Origin of the sequence: Nocardioides alcanivorans (assembly GCF_021555175.1) — a bacterium.
Taxonomy (GTDB): domain Bacteria; phylum Actinomycetota; class Actinomycetes; order Propionibacteriales; family Nocardioidaceae; genus Nocardioides; species Nocardioides alcanivorans.
Map to the genome: position 1 here is coordinate 55,284 of NZ_JAKGRW010000024.1, position 26,887 is coordinate 82,170.

At 66.1% G+C, this 26,887-nt stretch carries 23 protein-coding genes and 6 pseudogenes; 11 read left to right on the forward strand and 18 right to left on the reverse strand.

The window, feature by feature from the left end; translation table 11 throughout:
* Positions 1 to 127: 127 nt before the first annotated feature.
* Positions 128 to 439 (reverse strand): DUF4192 family protein, encoded by a 312-nt coding sequence (locus L1066_RS13465; protein ID WP_312007789.1) that lies wholly within the window; start codon positions 437 to 439, stop codon positions 128 to 130.
* Between the two features lie 33 nt (positions 440 to 472).
* Here L1066_RS13465 and L1066_RS13470 point away from each other — a divergent pair.
* A pseudogene (locus L1066_RS13470) lies at positions 473 to 1,727 on the forward strand (IS3 family transposase).
* Here L1066_RS13470 and L1066_RS13475 read toward each other — a convergent pair.
* The 15 genes and pseudogenes from L1066_RS13475 to L1066_RS13540 all read right to left on the reverse strand — a co-directional run bounded on the left by L1066_RS13475 (position 1,689) and on the right by L1066_RS13540 (position 14,409).
* Positions 1,689 to 2,444, reverse strand: coding sequence for a DUF4192 family protein (locus L1066_RS13475; RefSeq protein ID WP_235736818.1), 756 nt, complete (start codon positions 2,442 to 2,444; stop codon positions 1,689 to 1,691). The pseudogene L1066_RS13470 and the gene L1066_RS13475 overlap by 39 nt on opposite strands.
* 163 nt (positions 2,445 to 2,607) lie before the next feature.
* A complete protein-coding gene (locus L1066_RS13480; protein ID WP_235736819.1) occupies positions 2,608 to 3,141 on the reverse strand; it encodes a hypothetical protein in 534 nt (177 codons plus the stop codon).
* A gap of 164 nt (positions 3,142 to 3,305) precedes the next feature.
* Entirely contained in the window at positions 3,306 to 3,638 is a 333-nt protein-coding gene (locus tag L1066_RS13485; RefSeq protein WP_235736820.1) for a helix-turn-helix domain-containing protein, read from the reverse strand.
* Positions 3,639 to 4,184: 546 nt separating this feature from the next.
* The gene (locus tag L1066_RS13490; protein WP_283095421.1) at positions 4,185 to 4,496 is read right to left on the reverse strand and encodes a DUF202 domain-containing protein; all 312 of its coding nucleotides are present in this window, start codon (positions 4,494 to 4,496) and stop codon (positions 4,185 to 4,187) included.
* Between the two features lies 1 nt (position 4,497).
* Positions 4,498 to 4,857 carry a YidH family protein gene (locus L1066_RS13495; protein WP_235736822.1) on the reverse strand — a complete coding sequence of 120 codons (360 nt, stop codon included), beginning with the start codon at positions 4,855 to 4,857 and terminating at the stop codon, positions 4,498 to 4,500.
* Between the two features lie 293 nt (positions 4,858 to 5,150).
* A complete protein-coding gene (locus tag L1066_RS13500) occupies positions 5,151 to 5,900 on the reverse strand; it encodes an enoyl-CoA hydratase/isomerase family protein (protein ID WP_235736823.1) in 750 nt (249 codons plus the stop codon).
* Between the two features lie 2 nt (positions 5,901 to 5,902).
* A pseudogene (locus tag L1066_RS28670) lies at positions 5,903 to 7,571 on the reverse strand (tripartite tricarboxylate transporter permease).
* A gap of 29 nt (positions 7,572 to 7,600) precedes the next feature.
* Positions 7,601 to 8,128 (reverse strand): tripartite tricarboxylate transporter TctB family protein, encoded by a 528-nt coding sequence (locus tag L1066_RS13510; RefSeq protein WP_235736824.1) that lies wholly within the window; start codon positions 8,126 to 8,128, stop codon positions 7,601 to 7,603.
* On the reverse strand, positions 8,125 to 9,102 hold the full coding sequence (locus L1066_RS13515; RefSeq protein ID WP_235736825.1) for a tripartite tricarboxylate transporter substrate binding protein: 978 nt from the start codon (positions 9,100 to 9,102) through the stop codon (positions 8,125 to 8,127). The genes L1066_RS13510 and L1066_RS13515 overlap by 4 nt, the downstream gene beginning before the upstream one ends.
* Positions 9,103 to 9,113: 11 nt before the next feature.
* Entirely contained in the window at positions 9,114 to 10,136 is a 1,023-nt protein-coding gene (locus tag L1066_RS13520) for a TIGR03617 family F420-dependent LLM class oxidoreductase (protein WP_235736826.1), read from the reverse strand.
* 11 nt (positions 10,137 to 10,147) lie between these two features.
* Positions 10,148 to 10,483 (reverse strand): annotated as a pseudogene (locus L1066_RS13525) (acyl-CoA dehydrogenase family protein); the annotation flags it as partial.
* Between the two features lie 476 nt (positions 10,484 to 10,959).
* Positions 10,960 to 12,360 (reverse strand): annotated as a pseudogene (locus L1066_RS13530) (acyl-CoA dehydrogenase family protein); the annotation flags it as partial.
* Positions 12,361 to 12,377: 17 nt separating this feature from the next.
* Positions 12,378 to 12,698 (reverse strand): enoyl-CoA hydratase/isomerase family protein, encoded by a 321-nt coding sequence (locus tag L1066_RS26770; protein WP_283095428.1) that lies wholly within the window; start codon positions 12,696 to 12,698, stop codon positions 12,378 to 12,380.
* The gene (locus L1066_RS26775) at positions 12,689 to 13,186 is read right to left on the reverse strand and encodes an enoyl-CoA hydratase-related protein (protein WP_283095423.1); all 498 of its coding nucleotides are present in this window, start codon (positions 13,184 to 13,186) and stop codon (positions 12,689 to 12,691) included. Before L1066_RS26775 ends, L1066_RS26770 begins: the two co-directional genes overlap by 10 nt.
* Complete coding sequence (locus tag L1066_RS13540; protein ID WP_235736827.1) at positions 13,183 to 14,409, reverse strand: CaiB/BaiF CoA transferase family protein; 1,227 nt, start codon at positions 14,407 to 14,409, stop codon at positions 13,183 to 13,185. The genes L1066_RS26775 and L1066_RS13540 overlap by 4 nt, the downstream gene beginning before the upstream one ends.
* 179 nt (positions 14,410 to 14,588) lie before the next feature.
* On the opposite strand from L1066_RS13540, the gene L1066_RS13545 reads away from it, so the two are divergent.
* From L1066_RS13545 to L1066_RS13585, 10 genes and pseudogenes are all read left to right on the forward strand, one after another.
* Positions 14,589 to 15,776, forward strand: a complete 1,188-nt coding sequence (locus L1066_RS13545) for a lipid-transfer protein (RefSeq protein ID WP_283095424.1) — start codon at positions 14,589 to 14,591, stop codon at positions 15,774 to 15,776.
* A complete protein-coding gene (locus L1066_RS13550) occupies positions 15,773 to 16,225 on the forward strand; it encodes an FAS1-like dehydratase domain-containing protein (protein ID WP_235736829.1) in 453 nt (150 codons plus the stop codon). The genes L1066_RS13545 and L1066_RS13550 overlap by 4 nt, the downstream gene beginning before the upstream one ends.
* Positions 16,222 to 16,635, forward strand: coding sequence for a MaoC/PaaZ C-terminal domain-containing protein (locus tag L1066_RS13555; protein WP_235736830.1), 414 nt, complete (start codon positions 16,222 to 16,224; stop codon positions 16,633 to 16,635). Before L1066_RS13550 ends, L1066_RS13555 begins: the two co-directional genes overlap by 4 nt.
* Complete coding sequence (locus L1066_RS13560) at positions 16,636 to 17,502, forward strand: SDR family NAD(P)-dependent oxidoreductase (protein ID WP_249224810.1); 867 nt, start codon at positions 16,636 to 16,638, stop codon at positions 17,500 to 17,502. It abuts the gene before it with no gap.
* Between the two features lie 32 nt (positions 17,503 to 17,534).
* Positions 17,535 to 18,716 carry a TetR/AcrR family transcriptional regulator gene (locus L1066_RS27765; protein ID WP_235736832.1) on the forward strand — a complete coding sequence of 394 codons (1,182 nt, stop codon included), beginning with the start codon at positions 17,535 to 17,537 and terminating at the stop codon, positions 18,714 to 18,716.
* Between the two features lie 159 nt (positions 18,717 to 18,875).
* Positions 18,876 to 19,888, forward strand: a pseudogene (locus L1066_RS13570) (CaiB/BaiF CoA transferase family protein).
* 91 nt (positions 19,889 to 19,979) lie between these two features.
* Positions 19,980 to 20,705, forward strand: a complete 726-nt coding sequence (locus L1066_RS13575) for an ArsR family transcriptional regulator (protein ID WP_235736833.1) — start codon at positions 19,980 to 19,982, stop codon at positions 20,703 to 20,705.
* Complete coding sequence (locus L1066_RS13580; protein WP_235736834.1) at positions 20,705 to 21,160, forward strand: hypothetical protein; 456 nt, start codon at positions 20,705 to 20,707, stop codon at positions 21,158 to 21,160. The genes L1066_RS13575 and L1066_RS13580 overlap by 1 nt, the downstream gene beginning before the upstream one ends.
* A gap of 421 nt (positions 21,161 to 21,581) precedes the next feature.
* On the forward strand, positions 21,582 to 22,013 hold the full coding sequence (locus L1066_RS28675) for a PadR family transcriptional regulator (protein ID WP_376707678.1): 432 nt from the start codon (positions 21,582 to 21,584) through the stop codon (positions 22,011 to 22,013).
* Complete coding sequence (locus tag L1066_RS13585; protein ID WP_235736835.1) at positions 22,003 to 23,130, forward strand: hypothetical protein; 1,128 nt, start codon at positions 22,003 to 22,005, stop codon at positions 23,128 to 23,130. The genes L1066_RS28675 and L1066_RS13585 overlap by 11 nt, the downstream gene beginning before the upstream one ends.
* Before the next feature lie 274 nt (positions 23,131 to 23,404).
* Here L1066_RS13585 and L1066_RS13590 read toward each other — a convergent pair whose 3' ends face one another.
* Positions 23,405 to 24,508, reverse strand: coding sequence for a hypothetical protein (locus L1066_RS13590; protein WP_235736836.1), 1,104 nt, complete (start codon positions 24,506 to 24,508; stop codon positions 23,405 to 23,407).
* A gap of 554 nt (positions 24,509 to 25,062) precedes the next feature.
* Positions 25,063 to 26,849 (reverse strand): annotated as a pseudogene (locus L1066_RS13595) (pyruvate dehydrogenase).
* Between the last annotated feature and the right edge of the window lie 38 nt (positions 26,850 to 26,887).

A 26,887-nucleotide genomic window follows, 5' to 3' on the forward strand; every position in this document is an offset into this window, starting at 1 on the left:
CGGGGACGAGGTCGAGTCGGGTGGCTGGTGATGCGGAAAGATGTCGCCGCGCCACGAGACGCGCGAGTGCGCGCTCCAAGAGGCTTACGGGTGGCCGACGGCGGTAGGGGATGTTCATGACGTCAACTCACATTCCCATCGCTGGGCGTGTGGTGCCGTGCTCTGCTGACGCCTGAGGCGCCACGAACGCCTCCGCTGCTCGCTCCGTCGAGAGCGACTTCGACGGCTCCCACTGATGCGGATGCATGCCGGTCTGGACGGCTGCGGCCACGAGATTGGCGAGGGCGTACGAGCTGTCTTGGGGGACTTGGTCGAGGGCGCACCAAGCCAGGGCGCCGTTTCCATTTTGCCAGGCCGCGAAGCCCAGCAGCGAGGCGGGAGCAGCGCGGACTTCATCGGGCGCCCTGCTGGTCAGATCTGTCCACAGTGCGGTGTGAATCGCACTGGGTTTCGTTCCGCTTGATCAGTCAGGATGGGAACGATGGCCAGGTATACGAACGAGATGCGTGAGCGGGCAGTGCGGATGGTCGCTGAGGTCCGCCCGGAGCACCCGCACGAGACGGCAGCGTTGCGGCACGTCGCGGGGTTGCTGGGGATGAACGTCGAGACCCTGCGGCTGTGGGTCCACCGTGCTGAGGTCGACGCCGGGAAGCGGCCCGGGACCACGACGGATGAGGCGGAGGAGATCAAGCGCCTCAAGCGTGAGGTAGCCGAGCTCCGCAGGGCGAACGAGATCTTGAAGTCCGCCTCAGTGTTTTTCGCCAAGGAACTCGACCGCCCCACGACGAGATGATCCGCTACATCGACGAGCACAAGGATCAGTTCGGGGTCGAGGCCATCTGCCGGGTGCTGCGTCCGGCAGTTCGTGGGTTCATCACCTCCCGTGGCTACCGGGCCGCGAAGACCAGAGCCCCGTCGGCGCGGTCGTTGAAGGACGAGTTGCTGGTGCCGGAGATCGCCCGGTTGCACGTCGAGAACTACGGCGTCTACGGGGTCCGGAAGATGCACGCCCTGATGCGACGCCAGGGCTGGGAGATCGGTCGCGATCAGACCGCTCGGCTGATGAAACTCGCCGACGTTCGTGGGGTGAAGCGGTCGAAGAAGGTGTTCACCACGAAGCCGGATCCGGCGGCGGTGAAGCCGGCCGACTTGGTCCAACGGCGCTTCCACGCGCCCGCGCCGCGGCGGCTATGGGTTGCCGACATCACCTACGTCGCGACCTGGTCGGGGTTCGCCTACGTGGCGTTCGTGACCGACGTCTACTCACGCCGGATCGTCGGGTGGAACGTCGCCGCGACGTTGAAGGCCGACATCCTCCCTTGCAGGCGCTCGACATGGCCGCGTGGGACGCAAAGCGCGAGGGCGCGGTCGATCTGACCGGGCTGGTCCATCACGCCGACCACGGCTCGAACTACCTCTCGATCGTCTACACCGACCGAATCGGCGAACTCGGCGCGAAGCCCTCCACGGGCACCGTCGGCGACTCCTTCGATAACGCGCTGGCCGAGGCCGTCAACGGGCTCTACAAGACCGAACTCATCAGACGGCGCGGGCCGTGGCGCACGATCGAGCAGGTCGAGCTCGCGACGCTGGAGTACGTGTGGTGGTGGAACAACCAACGCCTTCACGGGGAGCTCGACATGCGCACCCCGCTCGAGGTCGAGGCCGCGTACTACGCTGCCCAAGAATCATCCCGGCCAGCACTCGCTGTCCAAGGGAACGCATAGGAACGAAACCCAGTGCGATTCAGTGTGCGAGCCGGCGTTGTCGCGGCCGATGTCGTTCCAGAGGGCGTCTCGGATGGGGATGGATTCGGCTGCGACAAGGAGACGGGCCGCGTCACGGTCGGTGAGTCGGATGCCGTCCGCGTGGAATTGTTGGAGCCGCCCAAGGGCCCACTGCCCTTCCCTGTTTTGCGTGCTCTGAGCGGACTCCGCCCGTGTCTCGGGCATGAGGTTCGCTACCGGCTCGCGGTCGCGAACCAACGAGGCGGCGATGGCGTCACGATTGCTCACTGGCTGCGCTCGCCCGGCCAGCACGGTGGTGGCGGCCAGTTGATCGCGAGCTGATTCCGTCTGTAGGCCGGAGTCGTCGCTGTCGAGGTCGTACCAGCGGGTGTCATCGGCCGACAGCTTCAGCGGCGTGTCGATGCCGATGCCAGCGAGTCGGACGGCGAGGTCGTGGCCAATGAGTTCGGCGGCCTGCTGGTCGTGGGTCATGCAGACGATGGCGACACTGGCGCCGGGTTGGACGTACCGACTGAAGGCGCCGCGGATGGCACCCCAGACTTCATCGCGTTGGCGGGCGGTGGTGGGCAGATCGACTCGGGCGAGAGGCAGGTCGGGACGCAGTGGTACGAACACGATCGACTCCTCGGCTTTGAATCCGAGCAGGTGCGGGACGGCGGCGATCAGCTCATCGGGGGAATGAATGGAGAGGGTCATGCCTGTCAGGTGCGCGCCACGTTCCGTGCCATGCGAGCACTCTCTGGGGCCGCAGTGGGGCCGCAGGCCACCGAAAAACGGCCCCTGACGCTGACAGACGCCGAAAGACGTTTGTGCAGTTCAGGGGCCGTTTTTGACAACTACTGACAGAGGGTGAAAACCCCTAAATCAGATGTCGTAATAGAGCTCGATCTGGCCCTCTCAGGTCAGCGTCCCCGGTGTCGGCGCAGAGTCCGAGGCGGCGTCCGTCCTCGTCATCGAGGTGCGAGTCGCATCGTAGGCAGGCGACACCCCTGAACAGGATGCTCGGCTGATCTCGATCTGCCTGAACCGGTGCTGACTCATAGATGTCACCGAACCGCGTTGTCAGATGTGTGTGGCGCCGGCCGAGCATGCAATGCACCTTCGCCTCGGTGCGCGGCGGATTCTTGGCAACCCCCGCGAGCAGGCTGACGCCTTCTTTATACGCGTACTCCGTGAACCGCAATGCCATGAAGTAGTCCGGGTTGACCGCGCTCATCTCGCTCGCGGCCAAGTCCTCGAAAGCGAAGTCGTCGACGTCGATCGTGATCAGATACCGCGCTCCAGCCCGGACCGAATCCGCCACGACCTGACGAAGTTCAATCGAGACCGTCACCAGTCCCTCCGTGCTGGCCGCGGACGGCGACAACTCCATGCCCAGGATGTCGGCTCGCACCGTCGAGATCCGTGACGCCGCAACTCGCGCGTGACGGTCCGCCTCCGCCTCGACGTGAGCCGACCAGGCGACCCGGAATCCGTCGGCGCGGGCACCAGCGACCACAAGGGTCCGGGTGACCGGTGAGGCGAGTGTGTTCGCGTCCAGGGAACAGGACCGCGGACTCACTCACCGAACAGCTCGGCCTCGATGTCCGTGGCCTTTGCCTCGGCCATCTGTCGCATCAACTTGTGGCTGTATCGCTCGAACTCGGCCAAGGAGATGCGGTGGTGCGTGCCGACCTTCGTTGCAGCCAGGTCGCCCTCGGCAATACGTCGCAGCACCGTCGACCGGGACATGCCCAATTGCTTGGCGACCTCGGCGGGAGAGAGCAACTCGACCCGAGCCGAGACGTCGACGACCTCGCCGCGTGACTTGGCTGACTCCACAAAGGCCCGCAGTGCCGCCCAGTCCGAGTCCGACAGGTGCGCCGGATTGATCGTCATCGACTCGCTCATGAGAGCCATGATAGCCCAACGCTGGTCACTTGGCATCGCTTAAGTGACCACGCTTGCGACGTGCTCCACGAGCGCCAAGGTCGCGTCGTGCCACGCTGGGCGAAGGCGAAACCCCGGCGATGTAACCGAGGCCAGTGATGGTTCCGGGGTCTTCATGGAACACGCTACCGGCGTCACCACAAATTCGCCCTTTATCCGAGCACTGCGGGTCAGACAGGGTTCTCTCCTGTTGGAAGCCATGCGGAACACGCCGAAAGGTTGTGCGAGAGCATCTCGCCCCGGTCTTCCACGTTTCCGACCAGGTGCGCGCTCGACACCACTCAACGGGTCTCGACCCGGCTCGTGCACTGAGCGAACTCGTCCATCCTGTTCCCGGCCTGGAGCCAGAGTTTGCGGTGTCGGAGCCCGCTGCCCATCTGGGCGTCCCGATCGAGACCGTCCAGATGGTCTGTCGGCATGACGCCGCCGATCCTGACCTGCGCCACACTGGGTGCGGGCGCCTCGGCATCCATGTCGCGCGCGATCTCCGGTTCCGGCTCTCGGGAGTCAGCTGAGGATGACCAACAACTCGCCGAGTGCGAGCAACGTGATCGCGACGGTCAGCGTGAGGGCGGCCCGTCCACCGCGCCCACGGGGCCGCATCGTCCGGCCGGTGGAGTGGCGGTAACGCGCGGAACTCTCAACGACGACCCATAGCCCGAGCACTGCGGCCAAAACCAGCATGATCAGGACGAGGGTGCCGGCGTCGTCCGCGGTCAACCGGGCCACGATCGCTGCACCGGCCACCAACGATAAGGCGGTCCGTTGCCAGGCCAGGGCTGTGCGTTCGTTCGCGAGGCCTGGATCGTGCTTGGACAATTCAGCGCAACCCGGTCATCGCGATCACCGCAACGACGGCCACGTGCGCGGCGAACGCACCTGCAAGCCCGAAGGACGGCAGCGGTTCGTGTCGTCGCATTGCCCGCTCCGCCCAGGCCCAGCGCCCCCAGGAGGCGCCCGCGGTCAGCAGGCCGGCCACGACTAGAAGCACCGCCAGCAGACGCTGAACTGAATCGTTCAGGGTCAGGTCGACGACGTCGACGGCAACACCGGCCGCGAGGAGGGCGAGAGAGGTACGTATCCATGCGAGGAACGTGCGTTCGTTGGCGAACGAGAACCGGTAGTCCGGCTCCTCGCCCTCGTCGTACACAAACCGGGGCCACCGGTGGCCATTACTCATCGCGCGCTCCCGTCGTCGAGACGATATTGAGCGTCGCCCGGTGCCGGGACGCCCGTCATATTGGACTCGCCCAGATCAGGCCTCCTGGTAGATCACCTTGCGGGCCGGGGCCGGGTCGGTGCGAATGCGGTACCAGCGTTGACCGCCCCATTGCGCGGCGATATAGCGCTCCAATTCGCGCATCCGCCCACGCCTACAACTAGGCGCTTGCCGCAAACGCCTGACAGATCGCCACAGTGGGCGAGACGCTGAGTGAAGAACCCTGCGTCCCACTCGCGTGCTCAAACCCTCCGCTACCGTTCTGCGCCTGTGCTGGAAGGAAGTCGTTCGAAGATGCTTTCCTCGCTCATCGGCCCGCGTAGTTGCTTCATCAAGGCGATGTTCGCTCGAATGGCGCCGGCGGGGTATGCCCCCAGATGAGCGGCGACTTGACGGGCGGTGGCGAGTACGTCGCCGTCCGGTACTGATTGGGAGGCCACGGCGAGCCGACGTAAGTCTTCGCCGAACCAAGGTTTGCCTTCCAGTATCAGCTGCATGGCTGTTGAGCTGCCGTAGCGGCTAGCGAGCCAAGCCAGATTCATCGGGATTCGCAGCCCCATCGACAGTTCGAAGATGCGCAGGAACGACGTCTCGCCGGCGATCACCAGGTCACCGGCCAAGGCGAGCGCTGCGCCGCCGTTGATGGCTGCCTTCTCAAGTGCCACGACGATGGCTTGGTCGGTCCGAGCCAACTGCGCGTGGACCGACAACAGGGCTGGATAGATCAGCTCGTCCGGTGCCTGTTGGGGGTCGATCGAGGAGAGGTCGAGCCCCGAGCAGAAGCAGCCGCCGGCGCCACGCAAGAGGATGACCTCCACCGATGAGTCGGCAGTGATCTCCTGGAGTCGGTCCCGGAGCATTGCGATCATCTCCAACGAGAGTGCGTTGCGTTGGCGTGGCCGGTTGAGTACCACCTCGGCAACCGCAGGGCTGGGCCGTTCGACCAGCACAGTCGGTTCGTCGGGGTATGCGATCGCAGGGGAGGTGTTCTGGCTCGTCGGCATGCTCATCGTGACCTCGGCAGACTGTCGTTGGGTTCGGTTTCGTCGCTGAACTCGTTGCCACTTTGAGAATTCTCAGCACCTGAAGTTCGGTGGTTGGAAGGCGAAGGGACCTCGGTCGCCTCGGGGCGCACCATCCTGGCAGCGGCACCGTCGACGGAACCTTGTGAGATCAACTCGGCAGGTTCACCGGCAGCACCGCGGCGCCACGGGACGAAGCGCAGGAGTACTGCCAGGACGGTGATGACGAGAATGGTCATGGCAATCGGACGGCCCAGCAGGTAGGTGCTATCGCCAGCCGAGAACGCCATGGTCTGGCGCATCGAGAGCTCGAGGGTGGGGGCGAGTACGACGGCCAGCACGAAGCCGGTCATCACGAAGCCGGAGCGACGGAGCAGGAAGCCGATCAGGCCGGATGCCAGCAGGACGCCGACGTCGAACATCGAGTTGTTCTCGGCGTAGACACCGACCATGCACAACCCGATGATCATCGGCATCAGCAGCTGCGGCGGAATCGCAAGCAGCCGGGTGAACAGGCCCACCAACGGCAGGTTGAGCACCAGCAGCATCACGTTGCCCATGTACATCGCAGCAATGACGATCCAGAAGAGCTCCGGCTGGTCGGCGATGAAGGTCGGCCCGGGCACGATGCCGTTGAGCAGCAGGGCGGCCAGGACCAGCGCCATGGTCGGAGCGAACGGGATGCCGAGCACGAGCAGCGGCACGAAGGCGGCTCCGGCGGCCGCGTTGTTGGCCGCTTCGGGGCCGGCCACGCCTTCGACGGCACCCTTGCCGAACTCTTCGGGGTGCTTGGAGAGCTTGCGTTCGGTGAGGTAGGAGGCGAACGTCGACAGCACCGAGGACGGTCCGGGGAGCAGACCGAACAGGAAGCCGAGCACGGAGCCGCGCAGCGCGGGGGAGGGCGCGGCGTCCTTCCTCCTTGGTGGGGAGCAGCTCGCGCATGGTCGGTGCCTTGACCTTCTCGGGGTGCCACTTGCGGGCGGCGATGGTCAGCGCTTCGGAGACGCCGAAGACTCCCATCACCAGGGCCATGAAGCTGAAACCCTGGGCGAGGTTGGTGGAGCCGAAGGTGAAGCGCAGCGACCCGGAAGTGGGGTCGATGCCGACGGTGGCGATGGCGAGTCCGGCAGCGACCATGGCCACCGACTTGGAGGTGGACCCGGTGGACAGGGCCACCAGCAGCACCAGACCGGCGATGCAGAGGGCCATGTACTCGGGCGGGCCGAGTTTGACGGCCAGGTCGCCGAGGATCGGGGCGAAGAACATCAGCATGACCACGGCCATGGTCCCAGCGATGAAGGACGACACGGCAGCGATGGTGAGTGCCGCGCCGGCTCGCCCCTTCTTGGTCATCGCATGACCGTCGATGGCGGTGACGACCGACGTCGCTTCGCCGGGGACGTTCATCAGGATGGAGGTCGTCGAGCCGCCGTACGTCGAGCCGAAGTAGATGCCGGCGAACAGGACGAGCGAACCTTCCGCGCCGACCTGGGTCGTGACGCCGAGCAGGACGGACATGGCACCGATCGGGCCGATGCCGGGCAGTACGCCGACCAGGGTGCCGAGGGTGACGCCGGCGAGGGCGAGCAAGAGCAAGGTCGGGTCGGTGAAGGCACCGAAACCTGCCCCCAAGTTTCCGAAGATGTCTGTCATCGGATTCTCCTAACGCGAGACATGGGAGGTCAGACCGTTCCGAAGAGGCCGACGGGGAGCGGGATGAACAGCCAGTAGACGAAGACGAGCCAGGAAACGACCCCGAAGGAGACGGCCAGGATCAGCGGACGCCGCCAGCCAGTGACGCCGGCAACCTTGGCCATCGCGAACAGGCCAATCGAGATGCCGGTGATGAACCCGGTGATCGAAGCGAGCGCGGCGACGACGGCGGCGACGGCGACGACTCCGATGACGCGACTCCAGTTGGCCGAACCGCCGAACTCCTCGTCCTCGTCCGACAGTTGGGTGGCGGAGTTGCGGAGGTCCTCGAAGACACTGCCGAGGGAGGCAAGGACCAGGACGACACCAACCACGAGTGGGAAGAAGCCCGACTCCGGTGCATCCATCGACCCGATGCCCTCTTTGCGGGCCGCGATGACGAACGCCACGCCGGAAGCAAGGAGCACGCACGAGGTGATGAGGTCCACGACCCGAACCCCGTGGCCAGCCTGGTCGCTCGGACCGGCCACGGGGGTGTTGCTGGGTGAGGTGGTCACTTCAGGTACTCCGCGGCAAGGTCGTACTTCTCCTTGACAGCGGCAGCTGCTTCGGCGCCGGTGCTGGCGGATGCGGTCATGCCCATGTCGCCAGCGGCCTTGACGAACTTGTCACTCTTGACTGCGTTGGTGAAGGCCTCAGTGAGCTTGTCGTGGATGTCGTCGGGCAGGCCGGCCGGCGCTGCGACCACGTAGAACGCGGCCCACTTGAGGTCGAATCCCTGGGAGGCGAAGGTCGGGATCTCCGGGGCGAGAGGATTCGCTTCGGGCGACATGATGCCGAGCGCCCGCAACTTGCCGGCCTTCAGGTGGGGCAGCGCGCCGGCCAACTGCATCATCGATGCGTCGAGGTTCTTGCCCAGCAGCGCAGTGACCGACGAGCCGTCACCGTCGACCGGGATCGACTTGAAATCGACATCGACCGTGCGCTCGATCATGTTGAGCGGGACCGTGTAGTTGAGCGGACCCTCGCCCATGGTGAGCTTCCCGGGGTTGGCCTTCGCGGCGGCGAACAGGTCGTCGAGCGACTTGTACGGCGCGCTGGCGGGGACGACGATCATCACCGATGACTCGACGACGGTGGTGAGCAGGTCCAGCTTGTCGGGGTCGAAGGAAAGCTTCTCGACGTGGGGAACCAGGGTCAGCGGCCCGTCTGGGAGCATGCCGATGGTGTAGCCGTTCGCCTTGGCATTGGCGACGGCGCTGGTGCCGACCGTGCCGTTGCCGCCATCCCGGTTGACGACCTGGATCTTCTCGCCAAGATCGCCCTCGGCGTTCACGGTCTCGGCGATCAGCCGGGAGACGGTGTCGGTGCCGGAACCGGCCGGGTAGGGGATCACCATCTCGATCGGACGGTTCGGGAAGCTGGAGGCGCTGTCCTCCCGGGCGCAGCCGGTGAGAGCCAGCGCGGAGATGAGCGCGAGCGCGGCGCCCGACTTGAACAGACCGGACTTCAGCAGTGGGGTGCGTGACATGGAATGCCTCCTCAGGCGGGGATGAGCGTGTTGTTGTGAGCGACGAACTCGGTCATGAGCCCGGCCGCAGGTGGGTGCGGGGTGTAGACGCTGGCGCGGGTGATCAGATCGCCGTATCGGTCGTTGACGGCTGTGGCGACCTCGGTGGGAGTGCCGAGCGCGGCGAAGGTGTGCAGCATTTCCTCGGTGATCAGGTCACCCATCTCGTCCCACTTGCCTTCCTTCGACAGTGCGTTGAGAGCCGGCTGCAGGTCGCCCCAGTCATGGGCCTCCAGGACACCGACGTAGGACGGCGTCGAGGCGTAGAACGCGATCTGCTTGCGCAGAGCGGCAGCAGACTTGGCGTACTCCTCATCGGTTTCGGCCAGGCCGATCATCATCATGCCGGTGCATTCGAACGAACTCAGGTCGCGGTTGCCGCGCGCTGCGCCCTCGGCCAGGGCAGGAAGGGTCACGGCTCGTAGGTAGTCGGGGCTGGTGAAGGGGTGACAGATCACGCCATCGGCGAGTTCGCCGGCCACCCGGGTCATCGACCCACCGACCGCGGCAAGCCGCACCCGCGGGGCGCCGTACTCGTGCCGAGGTGGGGTGAACATCGGCGTCATCAGCGTGTGCGTGTAGTACTCGCTGCGGAAGTCGAGCTTGGTGCCGTTCTCCCACGCCGACCAGATCGCATTCAGGGCTTGCAGCATCTCGCGCATCCGGCTGGCCGGCTTGCCCCACGGCATGCTGTAGCGCTTCTCGACGTGAGGCTTGATCTGAGAGCCGAGGCCGAGGACGAATCGTCCTCGGCTGATCCGCTGCAGGTCGTAACCGATGTTGGCCAGGGTCATCGGAGTCCGGGCAAACGCGATGGCGATCGCCGTTGCGAGTTCGATCTTCTCGGTGGTGGCCGCGGCCTGGACCAGGGGGAAGAACGGGTCGTGCTTGGTCTCCGAGACCACGAATCCGGCATAGCCGTCGCGTTCGGCCACGCGGGCCTGGTCGGCCGCGGAGTCCACGTCGTCCATCTCGAGGGCAACGTCAATGAGCATGGGGAGCCTCCTCAGGCGTCGAGCAGTTGGTGGGCGAGACGAGCACGGTGCGTTTCGGGGCGCCCCAGCAACTGCATGGAGGCGTGGGCCCGACGTACGTGGAGGTGGCAGTCGACCTCGACGGTGAAACCGATGCCGCCATGCACCTGCAACGAGGTATGGGCAGCAGCCGTGTAGGTCTCGCTGGCGACGACCTGCAACAGCGCGGTCATCTCGACGGCCTCCGCAGCATTGGCTCCGACCAGGTCGGCGGTACGGCGCAGCGCGATCTCGGCGCTGTGCAGTTGCTGGAGGGTGTCGGCCAATCGGTGCTTGATCGCCTGGAAGGATCCGACGGCGCGGCCGAACTGGTAGCGGTTCTTGGCGTAGTCGACCGCGTCCTGGAGGCAGCGGGCGGCGCCCCGAGTTGGCTGGCGGCCAGGAGCACTGCGGCCACCGGCTCGATAGCGGCGAACAGCTCGGGGTTGCCGAGGGCACGGGCCGGAGCGTTGGCCAGGTCCACACGCACTTCGGGACGGCGCAGGTCGAGGCCGGTCTGTGCGGTGACCTGCAGGCCGGGGGCACCCGCCGCCACGGCCAGGATCGCGACGCCATCGGGGCCGTCGACCGGGACCAGGAAGACGGACGCGTCCGCATCACCGAGCACACCGGCCGCGGTGCCGGTCGCCGTGCCGGAAGTCGGGTCGAACTGGATGCTCGCGGGGCGAGGTGACCAGGCAATGACGGCGTCGCCAGCGAGAGCCTGGGCGAGGAGATCGCTGCCCGACTCACCTGCGCCGAGCAGCAGACGCAGCCCGATCACGTGCGGCAGCAGCCGGTCCTGGGCCACGGCTCGGCCGAGCTCGGTGAAGACGATGGACAGGTCGGCGAGACTGCCGCCGGCGCCGCCGTGCTCCTCGTGGATCCCGATGCCGGCAACGCCGAGGTCCTGACTCAGTGCACGCCACACGGTGGCGTCGTCGGACCCGTCGACCAGGACGTCGCGCAGCGCCTCGGCGAGGCTCGTCTGTTCGAAAGTGGGAAGCAGATTCATGGAGGTCACCTCAGGAAGTCGTGGTGCCGACGCGAAGGTCGCGGAAGGGCACCTGGTCGTTGGAGAACGGGTCACGGGGAGGCCGAGCACCTGCTCGGCCAAGCCGTTCTTCATCACCTCGTCCGTGCCACCGCCGATGGACAGCGCACAGGAGTCGAGGACTGCGAAGGTCCACTGATCACGGTCATCGCCGGGGCTCCACGAAGTGCCGCCGGCGTAGGCAACCCGGGAGACCAACGAGGTGGCGCGGCGGCCGTTCTCGGAGCGCCACAGTTTGCCCATCGAGGTGCGTGCTCCGAGCGGCTCGCCGGCGTGGACCAACTGGGCCTGGTGCTCGTCGAAGAGGTTGGCCAGCCGCTGGCCGATCCAGCAGTCGGCCAACTGGGCACGGACCGCCGGGTCGTCACGCAGGTCGCTGGTGTCGACCAGATCCAGCAGTGCCGGGAAGGCGACCGGCTGACGCCCGCCACCGCTGCCGATCGACTGCCGCTCCTTCATCAGCAGGGCGACCGCCACGCGCCAGCCGGCGTCCACTTCGCCCACCACGTGGTCAGCCGGAACCAGAGCGTTGTCGAGGAAGATCTCGTTGAACTCGCTGACGCCGGTGATCTGCTGGATCGGACGGATGGTGACACCAGGCTGCTCGAGGGGCAGCACGAACATGGTGATGCCCTTGTGCTTGGGCACATCCGGGTTGGTGCGCGCCAGGCAGATCGCGAACTGGGACTCAACTGCTCGCGACGTCCACACCTTCTGACCGTTGAGGACCCAGCCTTCGTCGGTGCGGGTGGCCCGCGTCTGCATGCCGGCCAGATCGGAGCCGGCACCCGGCTCGGAGTACATCTGGCACCAGATCTCCTCGCCGCGCAGGGCGGGCTCGACGTACCGCTTCTTCAGTTCCTCCGAGCCGTGGTCCAGCACGGTGGGAATGGCCATCCCGAGGCCGATCAAGAACAGGTCCGCCTCGGGCGGCAGTTTGCCCCGGGTGAGGGAGCTGAAGGTGGCCACTGCGGCACCGTCCAGGCCGGCGCCGCCGTACTCGGTGGGTACGTCGAGTCCGGCGAGTCCGGCCGTGTGAAGGGCGGTGCGGTAGGCCTTCGCCCGCGGAACCAGACCGTCGACCCCGTCAAGGGCAGCGGGAATGGTGTCGAGGAAGGTGTTGATCCGCGCGACGAGTTCGTCGTGGTTCACGGTGATTCTCCTGAGGGTCAGCGGCTGCGATAGCCGGTGTACTGCGGCTGCCGGCGTTCCAGGATCGAGCTCCTGGCTTCGCGGCAGTCGGCGGTGTGAAGGGCGAGCATTTGGGTGCGCATCTCCAGCAACATCGCCTGGTCGAGGCTGGTGGCGTCCTGGTTGGCGCGGGCCACCTGCTTCGTCATGGCGACGGAGAAGGGCGAGTGTGCGGCGATCGAGGTGGCCAGGTCGAGGGCGGTGGTTTCCAGTTCGTCGTCGGCCACCACCGAGGTGACCAGACCGATCCGTTCGGCCTCGTCGGCGTCGACCATCCGGCCGGTGAGCATCAGCTCCATCGCCCGACCGTTGCCGACGAAGCGGGGAGCAGGAACGAGGTGCCGAGCTCGCAGCCGGAGAGGCCGTTGCGGATGTAGGCGTCGGCGAACCGGGCGCTGGCACCGGCGACCCGGATGTCCGCGAGCAAGGCCAGCGAGAGCCCGCCGCCGACGGCGATCCCGTTGACTGCGGCGATCACCGGCAGGCTGGAGTTGCGCACCGACATCAGGGCGGCCGTGACGAACTCGCCCCATTCGGTGCGTCCCTCAATCGGGTCGCGATCGTCGAGGAACGGCTCGAATCCGGGCGTCTTCAGGTCGACGCCGGCACAGAACCCGCGGCCGGCCCCGGTCACCACCAGTGCGCGGCAGTCGCGGTCCCGGTTGGCCTCGGTCACCGCGTCGGTGAACTCGGCGAGCAGGTCCAGCGTGAAGGCGTTCATCGAGTCGGGCCGGTTCAGCGTGATCCGGCGGACGTGGGGACGCGGGTGATCCACCAGGATGTTCATCGGGCCACCTCCACGGTTCCGTCGGCGACCAGTTGATCGATGTCGGCATCGGTCAGGCCGATGCCGGTCAAGGCCTCATGGGTGTGCCCGCCAGCCTTCGGCGAGTTCGCCGAGTCGAAGGCGCGTCCGTCGAAGCGGTACGGCATCCGTGGCAGTGGAGTGCTGACGCCGCGGCCGTCCTGGGTGTCCGCGAACATGTCGGCTTCGTGGACCGCCGGAGTGGCGAGTACGTCGGCCAACGTGTTGATCGGTGCGGCCACGATGCCGTTGCTGCGCAGCATCGCTAGCGTTGCGGTGCGATCGGTGGGGCCGAGGGTGGCTTGCAACTCGGACCGCATCGCAGCCCGGTTGGCTACTCGGTCGGAGTTGGTCGCGAAGCGCAGATCTGACTCGAGTTCGGGTCGGCCGATGCTCTGGCACAGCCGGCGCCAGTGCTCCACGGTGTAGGCCGAGAGCACGATGTCGCCGCCCTGGAGGGTGAAGACATCGGCAGCCGGCGCGACGGTGGCCTGGCCGTTTCCCGAGCGGCTCGGGAGCACGCCGGTGCCGGCGTACTCGGCCCAGCTGGCGCCCTGGAGGTGGATCGCCACCTCGAGCAGCGAGAGCTGGACGTGGGCGCCTTCGCCGGTGCGCTCCTTGCGGAACAGTGCTGCGAGGATTCCCTGGGCGAGGAGGTCGGCGGTGGCGGCATCCACGACGGGGAAGCCGACCCGCTGCGGTTCGCGGTCAGCGGTGCCGGTCAGCGACATCATCCCGCTCTCGGCCTGGGCGGCGATGTCGAGCCCGACCCGATCGGCCGAGGCGGTCCCGGCGGGGTAGCCGCTGACGGAGGCGTAGACGAGGCCGGGAAACTCCGCTCGCAACTCCTCGGCGCCGAGGCCGAGCTTGTCCATCCCACCCGGTCGCATGTTCTGGACCAGCACGTCACTGGTGGCAACCAGTCGCTTGGCGAGGGCGCGGCCTTCAGCCGAGCGAAGGTTCAGGCAGACCGACTGCTTGCCGCGGTTGTAGGTCCGGCCGATGGCAGCGCCGTACGGGCCCATGTGGTGTGCGGACTCGCCGCCGATCGGCTCGATCTTGACCACGGTGGCGCCCAGCGCGGCCAGCGCGTTGCTGGCGCCAGGCGCCGCGATGAGCTGGCCGAACTCGACCACGCGAACACCCGCCAGCGGACCCTGGCCGGGCCGTTCTGTGGAGTTCGGGTGGGTGGCGTGCTCAGACATTTCTCGGTCCTCCTGAGGGACGTACTGCCCGGGCGGGAATCGGTGCACGGGCTCTCTGGGTGTGAAGTAGAACACCAACGAGTGGGAGAAATCAAGCCCTAAGTTAGTTTGTCTTCGGTCTTGACAAAGTGCCCACGGAGCGGGCTAAGTAAGTACATATTCGTTGGAAGTGAGGAATTATGTCCGGAGATGTACGTGTGGTCGGCGTCGGGATGGTGCCGTTCGCCAAGCCTGGGAAGTCGGAGTCCTATGACGCGATGGCAAGTACCGCGTTGCGGGCTGCTCTGAGCGATGCGGGGGTGCCGTGGAGCGCGGTCGGGCAGGTCTATGCCGGCTACGTTTATGGCGACTCGACGTCGGGTCAGCGGCCGGTCTACGAGGTCGGCCTGAGCGGCATACCGATCGTCAACGTCAACAACAACTGCGCGACCGGATCGTCGGCGTTGTGGTTGGCACGGCAGGCCGTCGAGAGCGGTGTCGTGGAGTGCGCGGTGGCGCTCGGTTTCGAGCAGATGGTCCCCGGTGCCTTGGCCTCGGTCTGGGGGGATCGGCCAGACCCACTGGGTCGTTTTCTGGCGGTTGTCGATGACGTGATGGGGCCGAGCGACGCCCCGATGGCGGCGCGGCTGTTCGGTGGTGCCGGGCAGACGTACGTCGACCGTTATGGTGTCGATCCGTCGATCTTCGCCAAGGTGTCGGTGAAGGCTCGCCAGCATGCGGCCAACAACCCGTTTGCGGTGTTCCGCGACGCGGTGACCGAGCAGCGGGTGTTGGAGTCACCAGCGATCTTCGGGCCGTTGACGCGGCTGCAGTGCTGCCCGCCGACGTGCGGTGCGGCCGCCGCGGTGGTGTGTACGGCTGAGTTCGCGCAGCGCCATGGTCTGGACGGTCGGGTGCGGATCGCCGGCCAGTCGCTGGTCACTGACACTCCGGCGACGTTCGAGTCGGGTGATCTGATGCGGGTGGTCGGCTACGACATGACGGTCGAGGCGATCCGTCAGGTCCAGGAGCAGAGCGGCATCCGGGCCGACGAGGTCTCGGTGGTCGAGTTGCACGACTGCTTCACCACCAACGAAGTCTTGACCTACGAGGCGCTGGGCCTGACCCCGGAGGGCACGGCGGAGAAGTTCATCCTCGCTGGTGACAACACCTACGGCGGTCGGGTGGTCACGAACCCGTCGGGTGGCCTGCTGTCCAAGGGGCACCCGCTCGGCGCCACCGGTTTGGCGCAGTGCGCCGAACTGGTCTGGCAGTTGCGTGGTCAGGCTGGTCCGCGGCAGGTTGAGGGTGCGCGGGTGGCGTTGCAGCACAACCTCGGCCTCGGCGGTGCGTGTGTGGTCACGGCGTACGAGGCGGTGGACCGTTGACCGCGGTTGGAGCTGGTCTCGCTGTCGGGCAGGTCCTGCCCGCTCGGACCCGGCCGATGGCGGTCGAGCGTGGTCGGTTGCGGTTCTTCGCCACGGCGATCGGGGAGACCGCCCCACGTTGGTCTGACCTGAACGCCGCTCGTGCGGCAGGTCATCCGGATCTGCCAGCACCGCCGACGTTCCTGTTCGGGCTTGAGTTGGAGAGTTTCGACTTCTTCGGCGAGCTGGAGGCGGCCGGTGTGGACATCGCCAAGATCCTGCACGGCGGCCAGAGGTTCGATCACCTGTTGCCGGTCCATGCCGGTGACGAGATTTCCTTCGAGGGCGAGGTCACCGGTGTCGAGTCCAAGCGCGGCGGTGCGCTGACCTTCATCACCCGGCGTACCCGCGCGTTTCGTGGCGATGACGTCGTCGCCGTCCTGACCAACACTCTGGTGGTGACCGCATGACCTCGATCGGCACTGGCACCGATCCCCGGATTGTCACGTGGCAGCCGTTGCGTCCGGGCCGGATCAGCCGCACCACGCTGGCCCTGTTCGGTGGCGCCTCGGGGGACCACAACCCGATTCACCTCGACCTCGACTTCGCCCGTGCGAACGGCCGCGATGACGTGTTCGCGCACGGCATGTTGTCGATGGCCTATCTCGGTCGGCTGCTGACCGATCATGTCGAACCGGGCGACATCGAGTCGTTCCAGGTCAGGTTTTCTGCGATCACCGAGGTCAACGCCGAGCCGGTCTGCACCGCCGAGGTGCGGGCGGTGGAGGACGGCATCGCCGAGCTCGAACTCAAGGTCGAGGTCGACGGGGTCGTCACCCTGATCGGTGATGCGCGGGTCCGCGTGCCCGCCGCCGGCTGATTGCTGGTTCCACACCCATCCACGCGCGGCCCACCACCACAGACAGAGCACAGAGAGCGATCACCTGATGAAGAAGTTGGACGGACGTACGGCACTGGTCACCGGCTCGGGACGTGGCATCGGTCAGGCGGTGGCCTCAAGTTCGCCCAAGAGGGTGCCCGGGTGGTGGTCAACGACCTCGACGAGGCGCCTGCGCTGGAGACCGTGGAGCTGATCAAGGACCTCGGCGGTTCGGCCGTGGCCTGTGTCGGCAGCGTCACCGACGGCGACTTCGCGGACCGCTTCGTGCAGGCGGGCGTGGACTCGTTCGGTGGTGTCGACATCGTCGTGAACAACGCTGGCTACACCTGGGACTCGGTGATCCAGAAGATGAGCGACGAGCAGTGGGATGCGATCCTCGACATCCACCTCAAGGCGCCATTTCGGATCCTGCGAGCCGCCCAGCCGTGGTTCAAGAAGCTCCCGGTCGACCACCACCGCAAGGTGGTCAACGTGTCTTCGATCGCAGGCCTCAACGGAAACGCTGGGCAGGTCAACTACTCTGCGGCCAAGGCGGGAATCGTCGGGATGACCAAGACCTTGGCCAAGGAGTTCGGGCGGTACAACGTGAACGTGAACGCAGTGGCCTTCGGCCTGATCAGCACCCGCCTGACCGAGGCGCCTGCCGGCGACGGCAGCATCGACATCGACGGGCGCTCCATCAAGGTCGGCGTGAACCCCGACCTACTGGCGGCCTTCGAGCGCGGTATTCCGCTCGGCCGGGCCGGACGTCCCGACGAGGCCGCCGGTGCGGTCTACTCGCTGTGCATCCCCGAAACCGACTACGTCAGCGGCCAAACCCTCGTGTGCGACGGCGGTGGCATGTGACCGCGGCCCCGGGAGTGGACCCTGGAGGCGGTGTGGAACGTCAGATCGTGCGGCGTCCCAAGAACCGACGTGCCCAGATCAAGCAGGTGGCGTCCGCCCAGTTCTACAAGTCGGGCTACCACGACGTCACGATGGAGTCGATCGCGAAAGAGGTGGGGATCACGGTTCCCGGTCTCTACCGACACTTCGACAGCAAGCAAGCCCTTCTCGACGAGGTCGTGCACGACGAAGGTGCTGACTACCGGCAGACGGCCGTGGGTTCGGACGCATTGCCGCTGGCCGAACTTGCCGGACGGATGATCGACCGTTCCGTTGATCGTCATGGTGTGGCTGCCCTGGCCTACACCCACCTGCGGGAGTGCTCGCCAGCGATGGCCGAACAGATCAGGGCGGCAGTCGTCGACAACAGTCGGAACCTGGGCGCGGCACTACACCGCGAGCGTCCGGAGCTTTCGGCTGACGACATCCGACTTCTCGGGCGGTCGATGTTGACGGTCTGTGACAGCCCGGCTCGCTACCGGACCCGGGTCGGTGCGGCACGTCAGGCTCGGGTGGTTCGGGCAGCGGTCGATCGCATGTCCCGTCTGGAGCTGAGCCAGGCAAGGCGGGCGGGACAGGCCGAGCCCGCCGTCGCCGACCTGCCGCAGGTGTTCGGCGACGGGCGGCGCGAGCAGATCCTCTCCGCCATGGTGACCCTGACCAGAGCACGGGGGTTCCACGGGGTCACCATGGAGTTGCTGGCCTCGACTCTCTCGATGGCTCCGTCCAGCCTCTACAACCATTTCGATTCGAAGGAGGGCGTGCTGAAGGCTGCCCTGAGTCGGATCGCGGGTCGGATGCGGCGGGACCTGGACGACGCCATCGAGAACTCGCCGGCCGATGCCGTCGAGGTGACGATGCGCAACTACGTGCGCTTGGCGCTCGCCCCAGACAGCCCGGTGCCACTCCTGATCTCCGAAGGCAAGGTGCTGCCTCGTGAGTCTCGACGGGAGCAGGTCGACCATGTCACGAAGTGGATCGAGATCCTGCCTGGTGACCCGAGTGAGTCTCAACTGCGGCTGCACGCTGCCCTCGGCATTGTCAACGTGATCGCCCAGGTGGAGTCGATGCGGACGAGACCACACATCATTGATGACACCGTGACGATGGCACTTGCCGTGCTCGACGTACCGCGCTCCGACAACGCTCCAGGAATCGTTTCCGCGGAGGCCTGACCAGGCGGCATCCGCTGACGATGCCCCATCCCATCACCGACCCTTGAGACTTCGGCATTCCCGGAGACTCTGCGAGGAGGACCCATCATGACCGGACCGCTGACCGGAATCAGTGTGATCGAGCTCGGGGGCATCGGCCCCACCCCATTCGCCGGCATGATGCTGGCAGACCTGGGCGCGACCGTGACGCGGGTCGACCGACCCGAACGTGCCGGACAGTTGGGCCACCCCGTGCTCACTCGGGGCAAGCGGAGCATCACCGCGGACCTGAAGAATCCCGATGACGTGGCAGCGATCCGTCAATTGGTGCAGGACGCAGACGTGCTGATCGAGGGCTTCCGGCCGGGGGTCGCCGAGCGCCTCGGGCTGGGGCCGGAGGACCTTGCCGCGGTGAATCCCAGGTTGGTCTACGGCCGGATGACCGGCTGGGGCCAGGACGGACCTCTTGCTGCCGAGCCAGGCCACGACATCAACTACATCGCAGTCGCCGGTGTGTTGGGCACCATGGGGAGCCCGACCGCGAGCCGACGGTGCCGCTCAACTTGATCGGCGACTTCGGCGGAGGAGCGATGTTCCTCGCGCTCGGTGTCGTGTCTGCGGTGCTGGAGGCCCGGACGAGTGGGCAGGGTCAGATCGTCGATGCGGCCATGGTCGACGGTGCCGGCATGCTGATGGCGATGCAGTATGGATTCCTGGCACAGGGGCGTTGGCAGGACCGTCGCGGCGTGAACATCCTCGACGGTGCCGCCCCGTTCTACCGGACCTACCGGACCAGTGACGATGGGTTCATGGCGGTCGGCTGCGTCGAACCCCAGTTCTGGGAGGCCATGCTGGGCACGCTGGAGCTTACCGATGATCCCGTGCTCGCCGCACAGAACGATCAAGCCCAGTGGCCGGCGATGTCTGCTCGTCTGGCCGAGGTCTTTGCCGCGCGCGCGAGGGCGGAGTGGACCGAGACGTTCGCCGGGGTGCCTGCCTGTGTGACACCGGTGCTGTCGATGCGCGAAGCAGCGGACCACCCACTCAGCACGGAGCGTGGCGCGCACCTGCCGCTTGCCGACGGTCACGTGCAACCGGCGCCGGCACCGCGGTTCTCACGCACCGCTCTGCAGGACGACCGGACCCCGCCCGTGATCGGGAGCGACAACGATCTGGTCCGCCTTCCAAGCTGAACCCGGCGACATACGCGACGGTCAGGGATTCCATCGCGCCACCACTGCGACTGAAGGCCGTCCGTCACAGCCATACGCCAAGACAGGGGCTGTGAAGGAAGTCGATTCAGAAAAATCGGACACCTGGTCCGTCAGCAGCGGGAAACCCGATGGGACGCCGGGCTGGGCGGTCGGCGAGGACCCAGTCTTGACGCTACCTATAATCGGGAGATATCTTCTGGTTATGCGTAGTGATGGGCCCGCTCTGATGCCGGTGTTCCGGTCGCAGCACCAGGCGGAACTGCTGATGTGGCTCATGCTGCACCCTGAGCAGGAGTACGGCGTGAGCGACCTCGCCACGCGCTTGGATGTCCCGCTATCCACCCTTCATCGCGAGGTAGTGCGGCTCGATGAGGCGGGTTTGATCATGAGCCGCACGCTCGGCCGTAACCGCCTGCTGCGTGCGAACCCCAGCCACCCCGCTGCGGGCGCCCTCGCTCAGTTGCTGGAGGTCACGTTCGGACCGAGGGTCGTGATCGGCGAGGAGTTCGTCATTCCCGGCGCCGAGCAGGTAGTGATCTTCGGGTCGTGGGCCGCTCGGTACGCTGGCGAGGCGGGACCCCCGCCTCGTGACATCGATGTCCTTGTGGTCGGCAAGGTTGACCGCGCCGACCTCTACGATGCAGCGGACCGGGCACATGTCCGTCTCGGCATCGAGGTCAACCCCGTCGTCCGAACCACCGAGCAATGGAGTGACCCGTCCGATGCACTCGTCGCTCAGATCACGGCATCGGCACACGCCGTTGTGTTCGACGCTCATGGGTTGGTGACCTCCTGATGGCGCGCTGGAAGCTTGGCGAATCCGACATCGAAGCCCTCATTGCATCCGGTGAACTACAAAAGCTCACCGGCGACGCTGCGAACGGCGAGCGCTTGTTGAAGAAAGCCGCCGTCACGCTGGAGACAGCACGCTCCGCGATCGATCGAGACCCGGATTCCGCGTTCGTCCTTGCCTACGACGCCGCACGGCAGGCGGTGACGGCGCTGCTTGCACACCAGGGTCTCCGGCCCACGACCAAAGGTGGACACTATGCGGTCGAGCGAGCCGTACGCGCGCAATTCGGCCAAGGCTTCCGGCAGTTCGGCGCGTTGCGCCGGCGACGTAACGAACTGGAATATCCCGAGCGACCCGGTGACGATGCCAGCGTGGCGGAGGCCGCAGAGGCCGTTGACCACGGTGGGGCCATCGTCACTGCGGCCGAAGGTTTGATCGAACAACTTGGTCTGTTCTGATCAACCGCGCGCTCACCACCTATTAACCACTTATTCGGGCAAATGGGCGCGTACAGGGGCATATGCAGTCCAAGCCAGGGCGGACTCCGAGTGTATCGGCGCAGGTCAGAGCGTGTTTGGGCAAGATCGAGCAAAGTCGCCGGGGAGGCGTTCTAGAACAAGGGGTCGCAGGTTCAAATCCTGTCAGCCCGACAGGTAAAGATGCAGGTCAGAGGCCGTTTCCGCTCGTAGCGGGGACGGCCTCTTCCTGATTTCGACTCGTTGTGTGTGCACTGTGTGTGCACCCGCCTCGTCGGGAAGTTTCTCGGGGCGATCTGGTCAGAGATACGGGCGCCCAACTGTCGGGGTGCTTGCTGCGAGGGAACGCTGCACGGTCGCGCTCGCATGTCTCCTCTGATAAGTACGGTACATACTTAGATTCATGGTGGACTTAGGCGGGCCAAATCGGGCTAATCATGCTGCGGTGTTTCCGGGGCCGTGGGTGCGGGCGCTGTTGCCGACAGCCGTGTTGGCGTGCGTGGATGCTGGTCCGCTGCATGGGTATGCCATCGCCCAAGCCTTGGGAGAGCTGGGGTTCGGTGTGCCGAAGGGAGGGTCGCTCTATCCGGCATTGGCACGGTTGGAGGAGGACGGTGCGCTCGAAGCAGCGTGGGTGCCGGGGCCGTCAGGGCCGGCGCGTCGTGAGTACACGCTGACCGCTCAAGGCTACGAGAGGCTCGAAGGAGAGCGGGCTTTGCTTGCGATGTTTACTGCTCGCCTGGACGCCTCTGTCAATCGACACGACGGCGTAACCCAGACCGCCGTTGTCGTGACAGGGAGCGCGTTGCGGAAGGGAGCGAGCGATGTCCGATGAGAGTGCCGATGCTTTACGGAAGGATCGCCCGGCGGGACCGGAGCTGGCCCGGATACACGAGGTGTTCTTCCAAGCGCGCGGGCGCGAGTCCGACATCGATTGGGCGGATGCGGTGTTCATCCGGCTGGTGATGGACGATGTGCGCATCGATGTCGCCGAGCAAGTGCTCATCGATGCGGCCGAGACGGTCCGTGACTCGCAGGTCGATCCCGGGGAAGCCTATGGCCCGCCGCAGGAGTGGGCGCGGGAGCGGGTCGCCGAGTTGTACGAGGCGGGGCTGGACGTCTTCGACGATGCGTTGATACTTGATGTGCGTGAGAGCGTTGTGTCGGCACTCGAGGTGGCAGCCGGTCTGAGCCTGTTGTTGTTCGGAAGTCAGCTGCTTTCGTTCCTGCCGTTCGCCGACCCTGCCACAGAGCTCACCGTGGGGATGGCCCTTATGCCAGTGCTGGTGGGCGCGATGATCATGACCCTGATCGCGGTCTACAAGCGTGCAGGTGCGCGGTGGGCATTCGGCATCACCGTGGGTATCTCCGGGTTGACTGTCATCGTCGGAAGCGTGGCGATCGCGGGACTGATCGTGTCGCTCGGACAGGTCGGCCCACGGGTCAGCGGCTTCTGGTCGCTGGCCCTCGTACCGGTGTACGGAGTGGCCGCGTGGACAGTGGCGCAGCTGTGGCGTCCACGCCACGTTGATCCGCCCGCGTTGACCGTCGAGTCGATCCTGCGCAGCGCAACCGTGGACGATGAGTCCTGGCTTGAGGGTGCACGAGTTGCACTCCGTCGACGCGGAGACCTGACCGAGGTCCGAATCGAGGCGGTGCTGAAGGAGGCCGCCGCGCACACCCGCGACACCGGGCTCGATCTGGCGCGCGAGTTCGGATCACCGGAAGGCTACGCACAAGCACTACCGAGAGATCCGCGCACCGTTCCTCGCCGCTTGACGCTCCTGTGCTGCGCACTGTCCGCGACATGGGCGGGCCTCGGTCTCGGCCATGCGATCAGCACCGGCGACTTGTTCGCGTGGACCGTCTTGGTGCACGCGGTCCTGACGATCCTCTCCGCCGGCACAGCGATCCATTACGCCAGCCGCTGGCGCAGAGCTACACGTCCGTAGCGGACCAGGCGCAGCATCTGCTCCGATCCGCGCACACACCGAAGCGAATGACATCCGGCCCCGAACCGCTGCCCTCGCCCCACCGAACGATCACTACGCTCCCAGCCGGCCATGCTGGTGGAGGCCGAGTGCGACGATCTCGGTTTGTGGTTCAACCCGGCGGCCCCCAGATGAGGGGCCAAGGTAGGCCTACGTTGCGACTCGTATCGGTGCGACCAGTCGTACTAGGTGAGTCGTGGCTGCTGCACGTGGCGGACGTTTGGCTGATGGGCTGTCATCCTGTCGGGAACGGATCGATGGTCCAGTTCGGCGACGTGGTGTCCCCGTCGTACTCGGCCCATCCGTCGTGGTCCCATGGGGCTCCGGCGGGAGGGTCGGCGTCATCCCAGCGCCATTGTCGCCAGTCGAGCGGCAGCCCGGAGCCGTACCGTCGTGCTGCGGCCCCCAGATGGTGGCCAGCGGGCGTCCGGTAGGACCACCAGTAGGAGGCTGCGTCTGCGCCACCCCAGGTGAAGCAGCGGCGGCTGAGCATCCGCTGTTCGATGAGCTCGTGGGCCTTCCCAGGCCATCCTTCTGGCAGTACGGAGGGCAATATCGCTTGGGAGAGGATATGGCTGTCAAGGTCAGCGGCGAGGAAGTAGAGCTGGTCGAGGTGCCGATCATCGTTCAGTCTTCCATGGCCGTCTACGCCCGTCTGCTGCGGTGCTTCGATCTCGCACTGCCTGCGGTACTTCCGGGCGGCCTTCGCGGCACGTGCTTCGAGGTATTCCACCAGGGCTCCCATCAACACGAGGCTCTTCGTTGAGGTGACCTTCGTGCCGAACGACAGGTCCCGACCGTGCGCAGCGCCGTGCCGGGAGAGCTTGCCGTAGAAGCCGGTCGAATCGACCGTCTCCCTGAATGGTTCTCGCACGGTTGGCAAGTTCGTAGCGATACCGGCCAGCGTTGAGTCATCGAGGTAGGGATCGTTCGTTGCGTTGGAGAAGAAAGTGGCACCCGTGATGTCTCGTGTGAGCCCGTCGATCTGCGCGAGCGTGAGAAGCGTCGCGGCCGCATAGTTGCCGGCCTTGTGGCACTTCACGGCCTGGTCGATGAGGTTCCCACGTTGGAACTGGAGCCGTTGGAACTGGTGATCGATGTCCTTGCCGTACCGGCGAAGGGGGACCGCGACGTTCCGAAGGAACACTTCGCTCTCAGTGTGCCACTGCTCGGTGACCAGAGCGTCAATCTCGGCGGGGTCAGCGCCGCGGCGAGCGGACTCCACGATCTGTTGAGTGCCGCGCTGATGCCACAGCCCATATGACGCCCACCCCAGCGGTGCGAGCACCTCGACCGCACGCCCGAGCAAGGCTTCCCGAGACAGCGCGAAGTACGTCATCCATCGATTGTCCCAACTCACACGACCCGGGCCGACAACGACGCCCTGACGTGCACTACCCATGGCCGTTCGCTCGTGGCGTATCCCGTGAGCTTCCCGGGAGGCGTGCGCAATCGCTCCTGCCATGAGTGCTGCGCAACGTGCTTCGCGGTCGCACCGAGTTTTCTCAAGGACCAATCAAGTGCGTGCGCGATGTCGTTCTGGGTCGTGACCGAGACACGAGGCTCGGGCTTCACAGCTTGGGCGTGCCTTGAGACAGCCGGGGCTCAGCCAGTTGATGAAGGAGGGCTGATCTTCAGCTGGGACTGTTGACGTGACCCGTCCCTTGTCCAGGTCATCCAGCCCAGCCTGAACGGGGTCACGGAAGGCCTCGGCCTTGGCCTCGTGTGTCCGACGGTTTGCTTCGGTCTTGCGTAGTGCAAAGTCGGCGACCTCAGCGGCATCCTTGGCTTCGCTGTCCTCTACGGTGGCAGGGACGTACTCATGACCGTGTTCGGTGAGCGGGATGTCCTCGTCACGCCAATAGACCATGGGGCGGTAGGCCCAGGGTGTCGTCAGCCGCGGGGCAGGTTGCGCATGTTGCTGCGCACCATGCTGACCGCTTCACCGGCACCACGATTGAGCACCACCTTGGACATCGCGGTGGCAAAGCCGAAGACCTGCTCCCCGGTGATCTTCGGGGGATCGAGAGTGCGTTGGGATCGGTGATGACCTCGACCAGCGCGGGACCGGCGTGCTGGAAGGCGGCGCGATATGCCGACTCCAGATCCTTGGGATCGGAGACCCGCTGCGCGTGGAAACCGATCGCTTCTGCAATCGCAGCGTAGTGCGTGTCTGGTACGTCGACACCGAAGTCGGGCAGCCCGTCGACGAGCATCTCCAGCTTGACCATCGCGAGTGTGGAGTTGTTGAAGACCACCACCTTGACGGGCAAGCCTTGGGTGGCCACCGTGATCAACTCGCCGAGAAGCATGGACAGACCCCCGTCGCCCGAGACGGAGACGACCTGCCGGTCGGGGAAGGCCAGTTGGGCACCGATCGCGTGGGGGAGAGCATTGGCCATCGACCCGTGCAGGTAGGAGCCGATCAGTCGCCGGCTGCCCAACGGGCGGATGTAGCGCGCCGTCCACACGTTGCACATCCCGGTGTCGGCAGTGAAGACCGCGTCGTCGGCGGCCACCTCATCGAGCACGGAGGCGGCGTACTCCGGGTGGATCGGCACCAGCTTGTCGGCCTTGCGGGTGTAGGCCCCAACGGACTTGTTCATCAACTTGTCGTGCTTCTTGAGCATCCGCTCAAGGAAACGGTCGTCGCTCTTCTCCTCGACCAGAGGCAGCAGGACGCGCAGTGTTGGGAGAACCTCGCCGTGGACCGGGAACTCCACGTGGGTACGCCGGCCGATCCGCTCGGGCGCGCGATCCACTTGGGCTGTGCGCGCGTCGGGCAGGAACTGGTCGTAGGGGAAGTCGGTGCCGAGCAGGATGAGCAGGTCGGCGTCCTCGATTCCCTCCGCAGCCGCTCCGTAGCCGAGCAGGCCGGTCATGCCGATGTCGTAGGGATTGTCGTACTGGATGAAGTCCTTGCCACGCAGCGAGTGGCCGATCGGCGCCTTGGCGCGCGCCGCAAGGGCGATGACCTCGTCATGGGCACCCTCGACGCCCGCTCCGGCGAAGATGGCGACCTTCGACGCGGCATTGATCGCATCGGCGAGCCGCTGCACCGAGCTCGGGGACGGGGTGAGCTCGCCCGGCTCGATCGGCCTGCAATCCGGTGTCGGGGCCGTCGCCTCCAGATCGGCGATGTCTCCCGGCAGCGTCACCACCGCCACACCCCGCCGGCCGAGAGCGTGGCGGATCGCCGCCTGGACGACGCGCGGCGCCTGGTCGGTGGTGCTCACCAACTCGGAGTAGACCGAGCACTCGGTGAAGATCCGATCAGGATGGGTCTCCTGGAAGTAGCCGCTGCCGATCTGGCGACTGGGGATGTGTGAGGCCAGGGCAAGGACTGGAGCGCCCGAGCGGTTGGCGTCGTAGAGGCCGTTGATCAGGTGCAGGTTGCCAGGACCGCAGGATCCGGCACAGACAGCGAGTCGCCCGGTGAGTTGGGCCTCCGCGGCGGCGGCGAAAGCGGCGGTCTCCTCGTGGCGGACGTGCACCCAGTCGATTCCGCCCCGGGCCGCGCCACCGGTGCGTCGTACGGCGTCAACGATCGGGTTGAGGCTGTCGCCCACGATGCCGTAGATGCGTTGCACCCCGGCTGCCTGCAACTGCTCCACGAACTGGCTGGCGAGTTCCTTGGCCACGGCAGGTCCTTTCGCTGGATGCCCACCACTCAACCACAGGTGGTCCGAGGGGAGGAGGGGAAAGCTCCGGCAGTTGG

What these genes read in the sequence shown, in the direction of transcription:
- L1066_RS13515 (WP_235736825.1), bottom strand. Translation starts at nt 9,102, where the DNA reads ATGTCACGCACCCCACTGCTGAAGTCCGGTCTGTTCAAGTCGGGCGCC.
- L1066_RS13500 (WP_235736823.1), bottom strand. Translation starts at nt 5,900, where the DNA reads ATGCCGACGAGCCAGAACACCTCCCCTGCGATCGCATACCCCGACGAA.
- L1066_RS13585 (WP_235736835.1), top strand. Translation starts at nt 22,003, where the DNA reads ATGTCCGATGAGAGTGCCGATGCTTTACGGAAGGATCGCCCGGCGGGA.
- L1066_RS13485 (WP_235736820.1), bottom strand. Translation starts at nt 3,638, where the DNA reads ATGAGCGAGTCGATGACGATCAATCCGGCGCACCTGTCGGACTCGGAC.
- L1066_RS13540 (WP_235736827.1), bottom strand. Translation starts at nt 14,409, where the DNA reads ATGTCTGAGCACGCCACCCACCCGAACTCCACAGAACGGCCCGGCCAG.
- L1066_RS26775 (WP_283095423.1), bottom strand. Translation starts at nt 13,186, where the DNA reads ATGAACATCCTGGTGGATCACCCGCGTCCCCACGTCCGCCGGATCACG.
- L1066_RS13520 (WP_235736826.1), bottom strand. Translation starts at nt 10,136, where the DNA reads ATGCTCATTGACGTTGCCCTCGAGATGGACGACGTGGACTCCGCGGCC.
- L1066_RS28675 (WP_376707678.1), top strand. Translation starts at nt 21,582, where the DNA reads ATGGTGGACTTAGGCGGGCCAAATCGGGCTAATCATGCTGCGGTGTTT.
- L1066_RS13545 (WP_283095424.1), top strand. Translation starts at nt 14,589, where the DNA reads ATGTCCGGAGATGTACGTGTGGTCGGCGTCGGGATGGTGCCGTTCGCC.
- L1066_RS13580 (WP_235736834.1), top strand. Translation starts at nt 20,705, where the DNA reads ATGGCGCGCTGGAAGCTTGGCGAATCCGACATCGAAGCCCTCATTGCA.
- L1066_RS13590 (WP_235736836.1), bottom strand. Translation starts at nt 24,508, where the DNA reads ATGACGTACTTCGCGCTGTCTCGGGAAGCCTTGCTCGGGCGTGCGGTC.
- L1066_RS13555 (WP_235736830.1), top strand. Translation starts at nt 16,222, where the DNA reads ATGACCTCGATCGGCACTGGCACCGATCCCCGGATTGTCACGTGGCAG.
- L1066_RS13475 (WP_235736818.1), bottom strand. Translation starts at nt 2,444, where the DNA reads ATGACCCTCTCCATTCATTCCCCCGATGAGCTGATCGCCGCCGTCCCG.
- L1066_RS13495 (WP_235736822.1), bottom strand. Translation starts at nt 4,857, where the DNA reads ATGAGTAATGGCCACCGGTGGCCCCGGTTTGTGTACGACGAGGGCGAG.
- L1066_RS26770 (WP_283095428.1), bottom strand. Translation starts at nt 12,698, where the DNA reads ATGGAGCTGATGCTCACCGGCCGGATGGTCGACGCCGACGAGGCCGAA.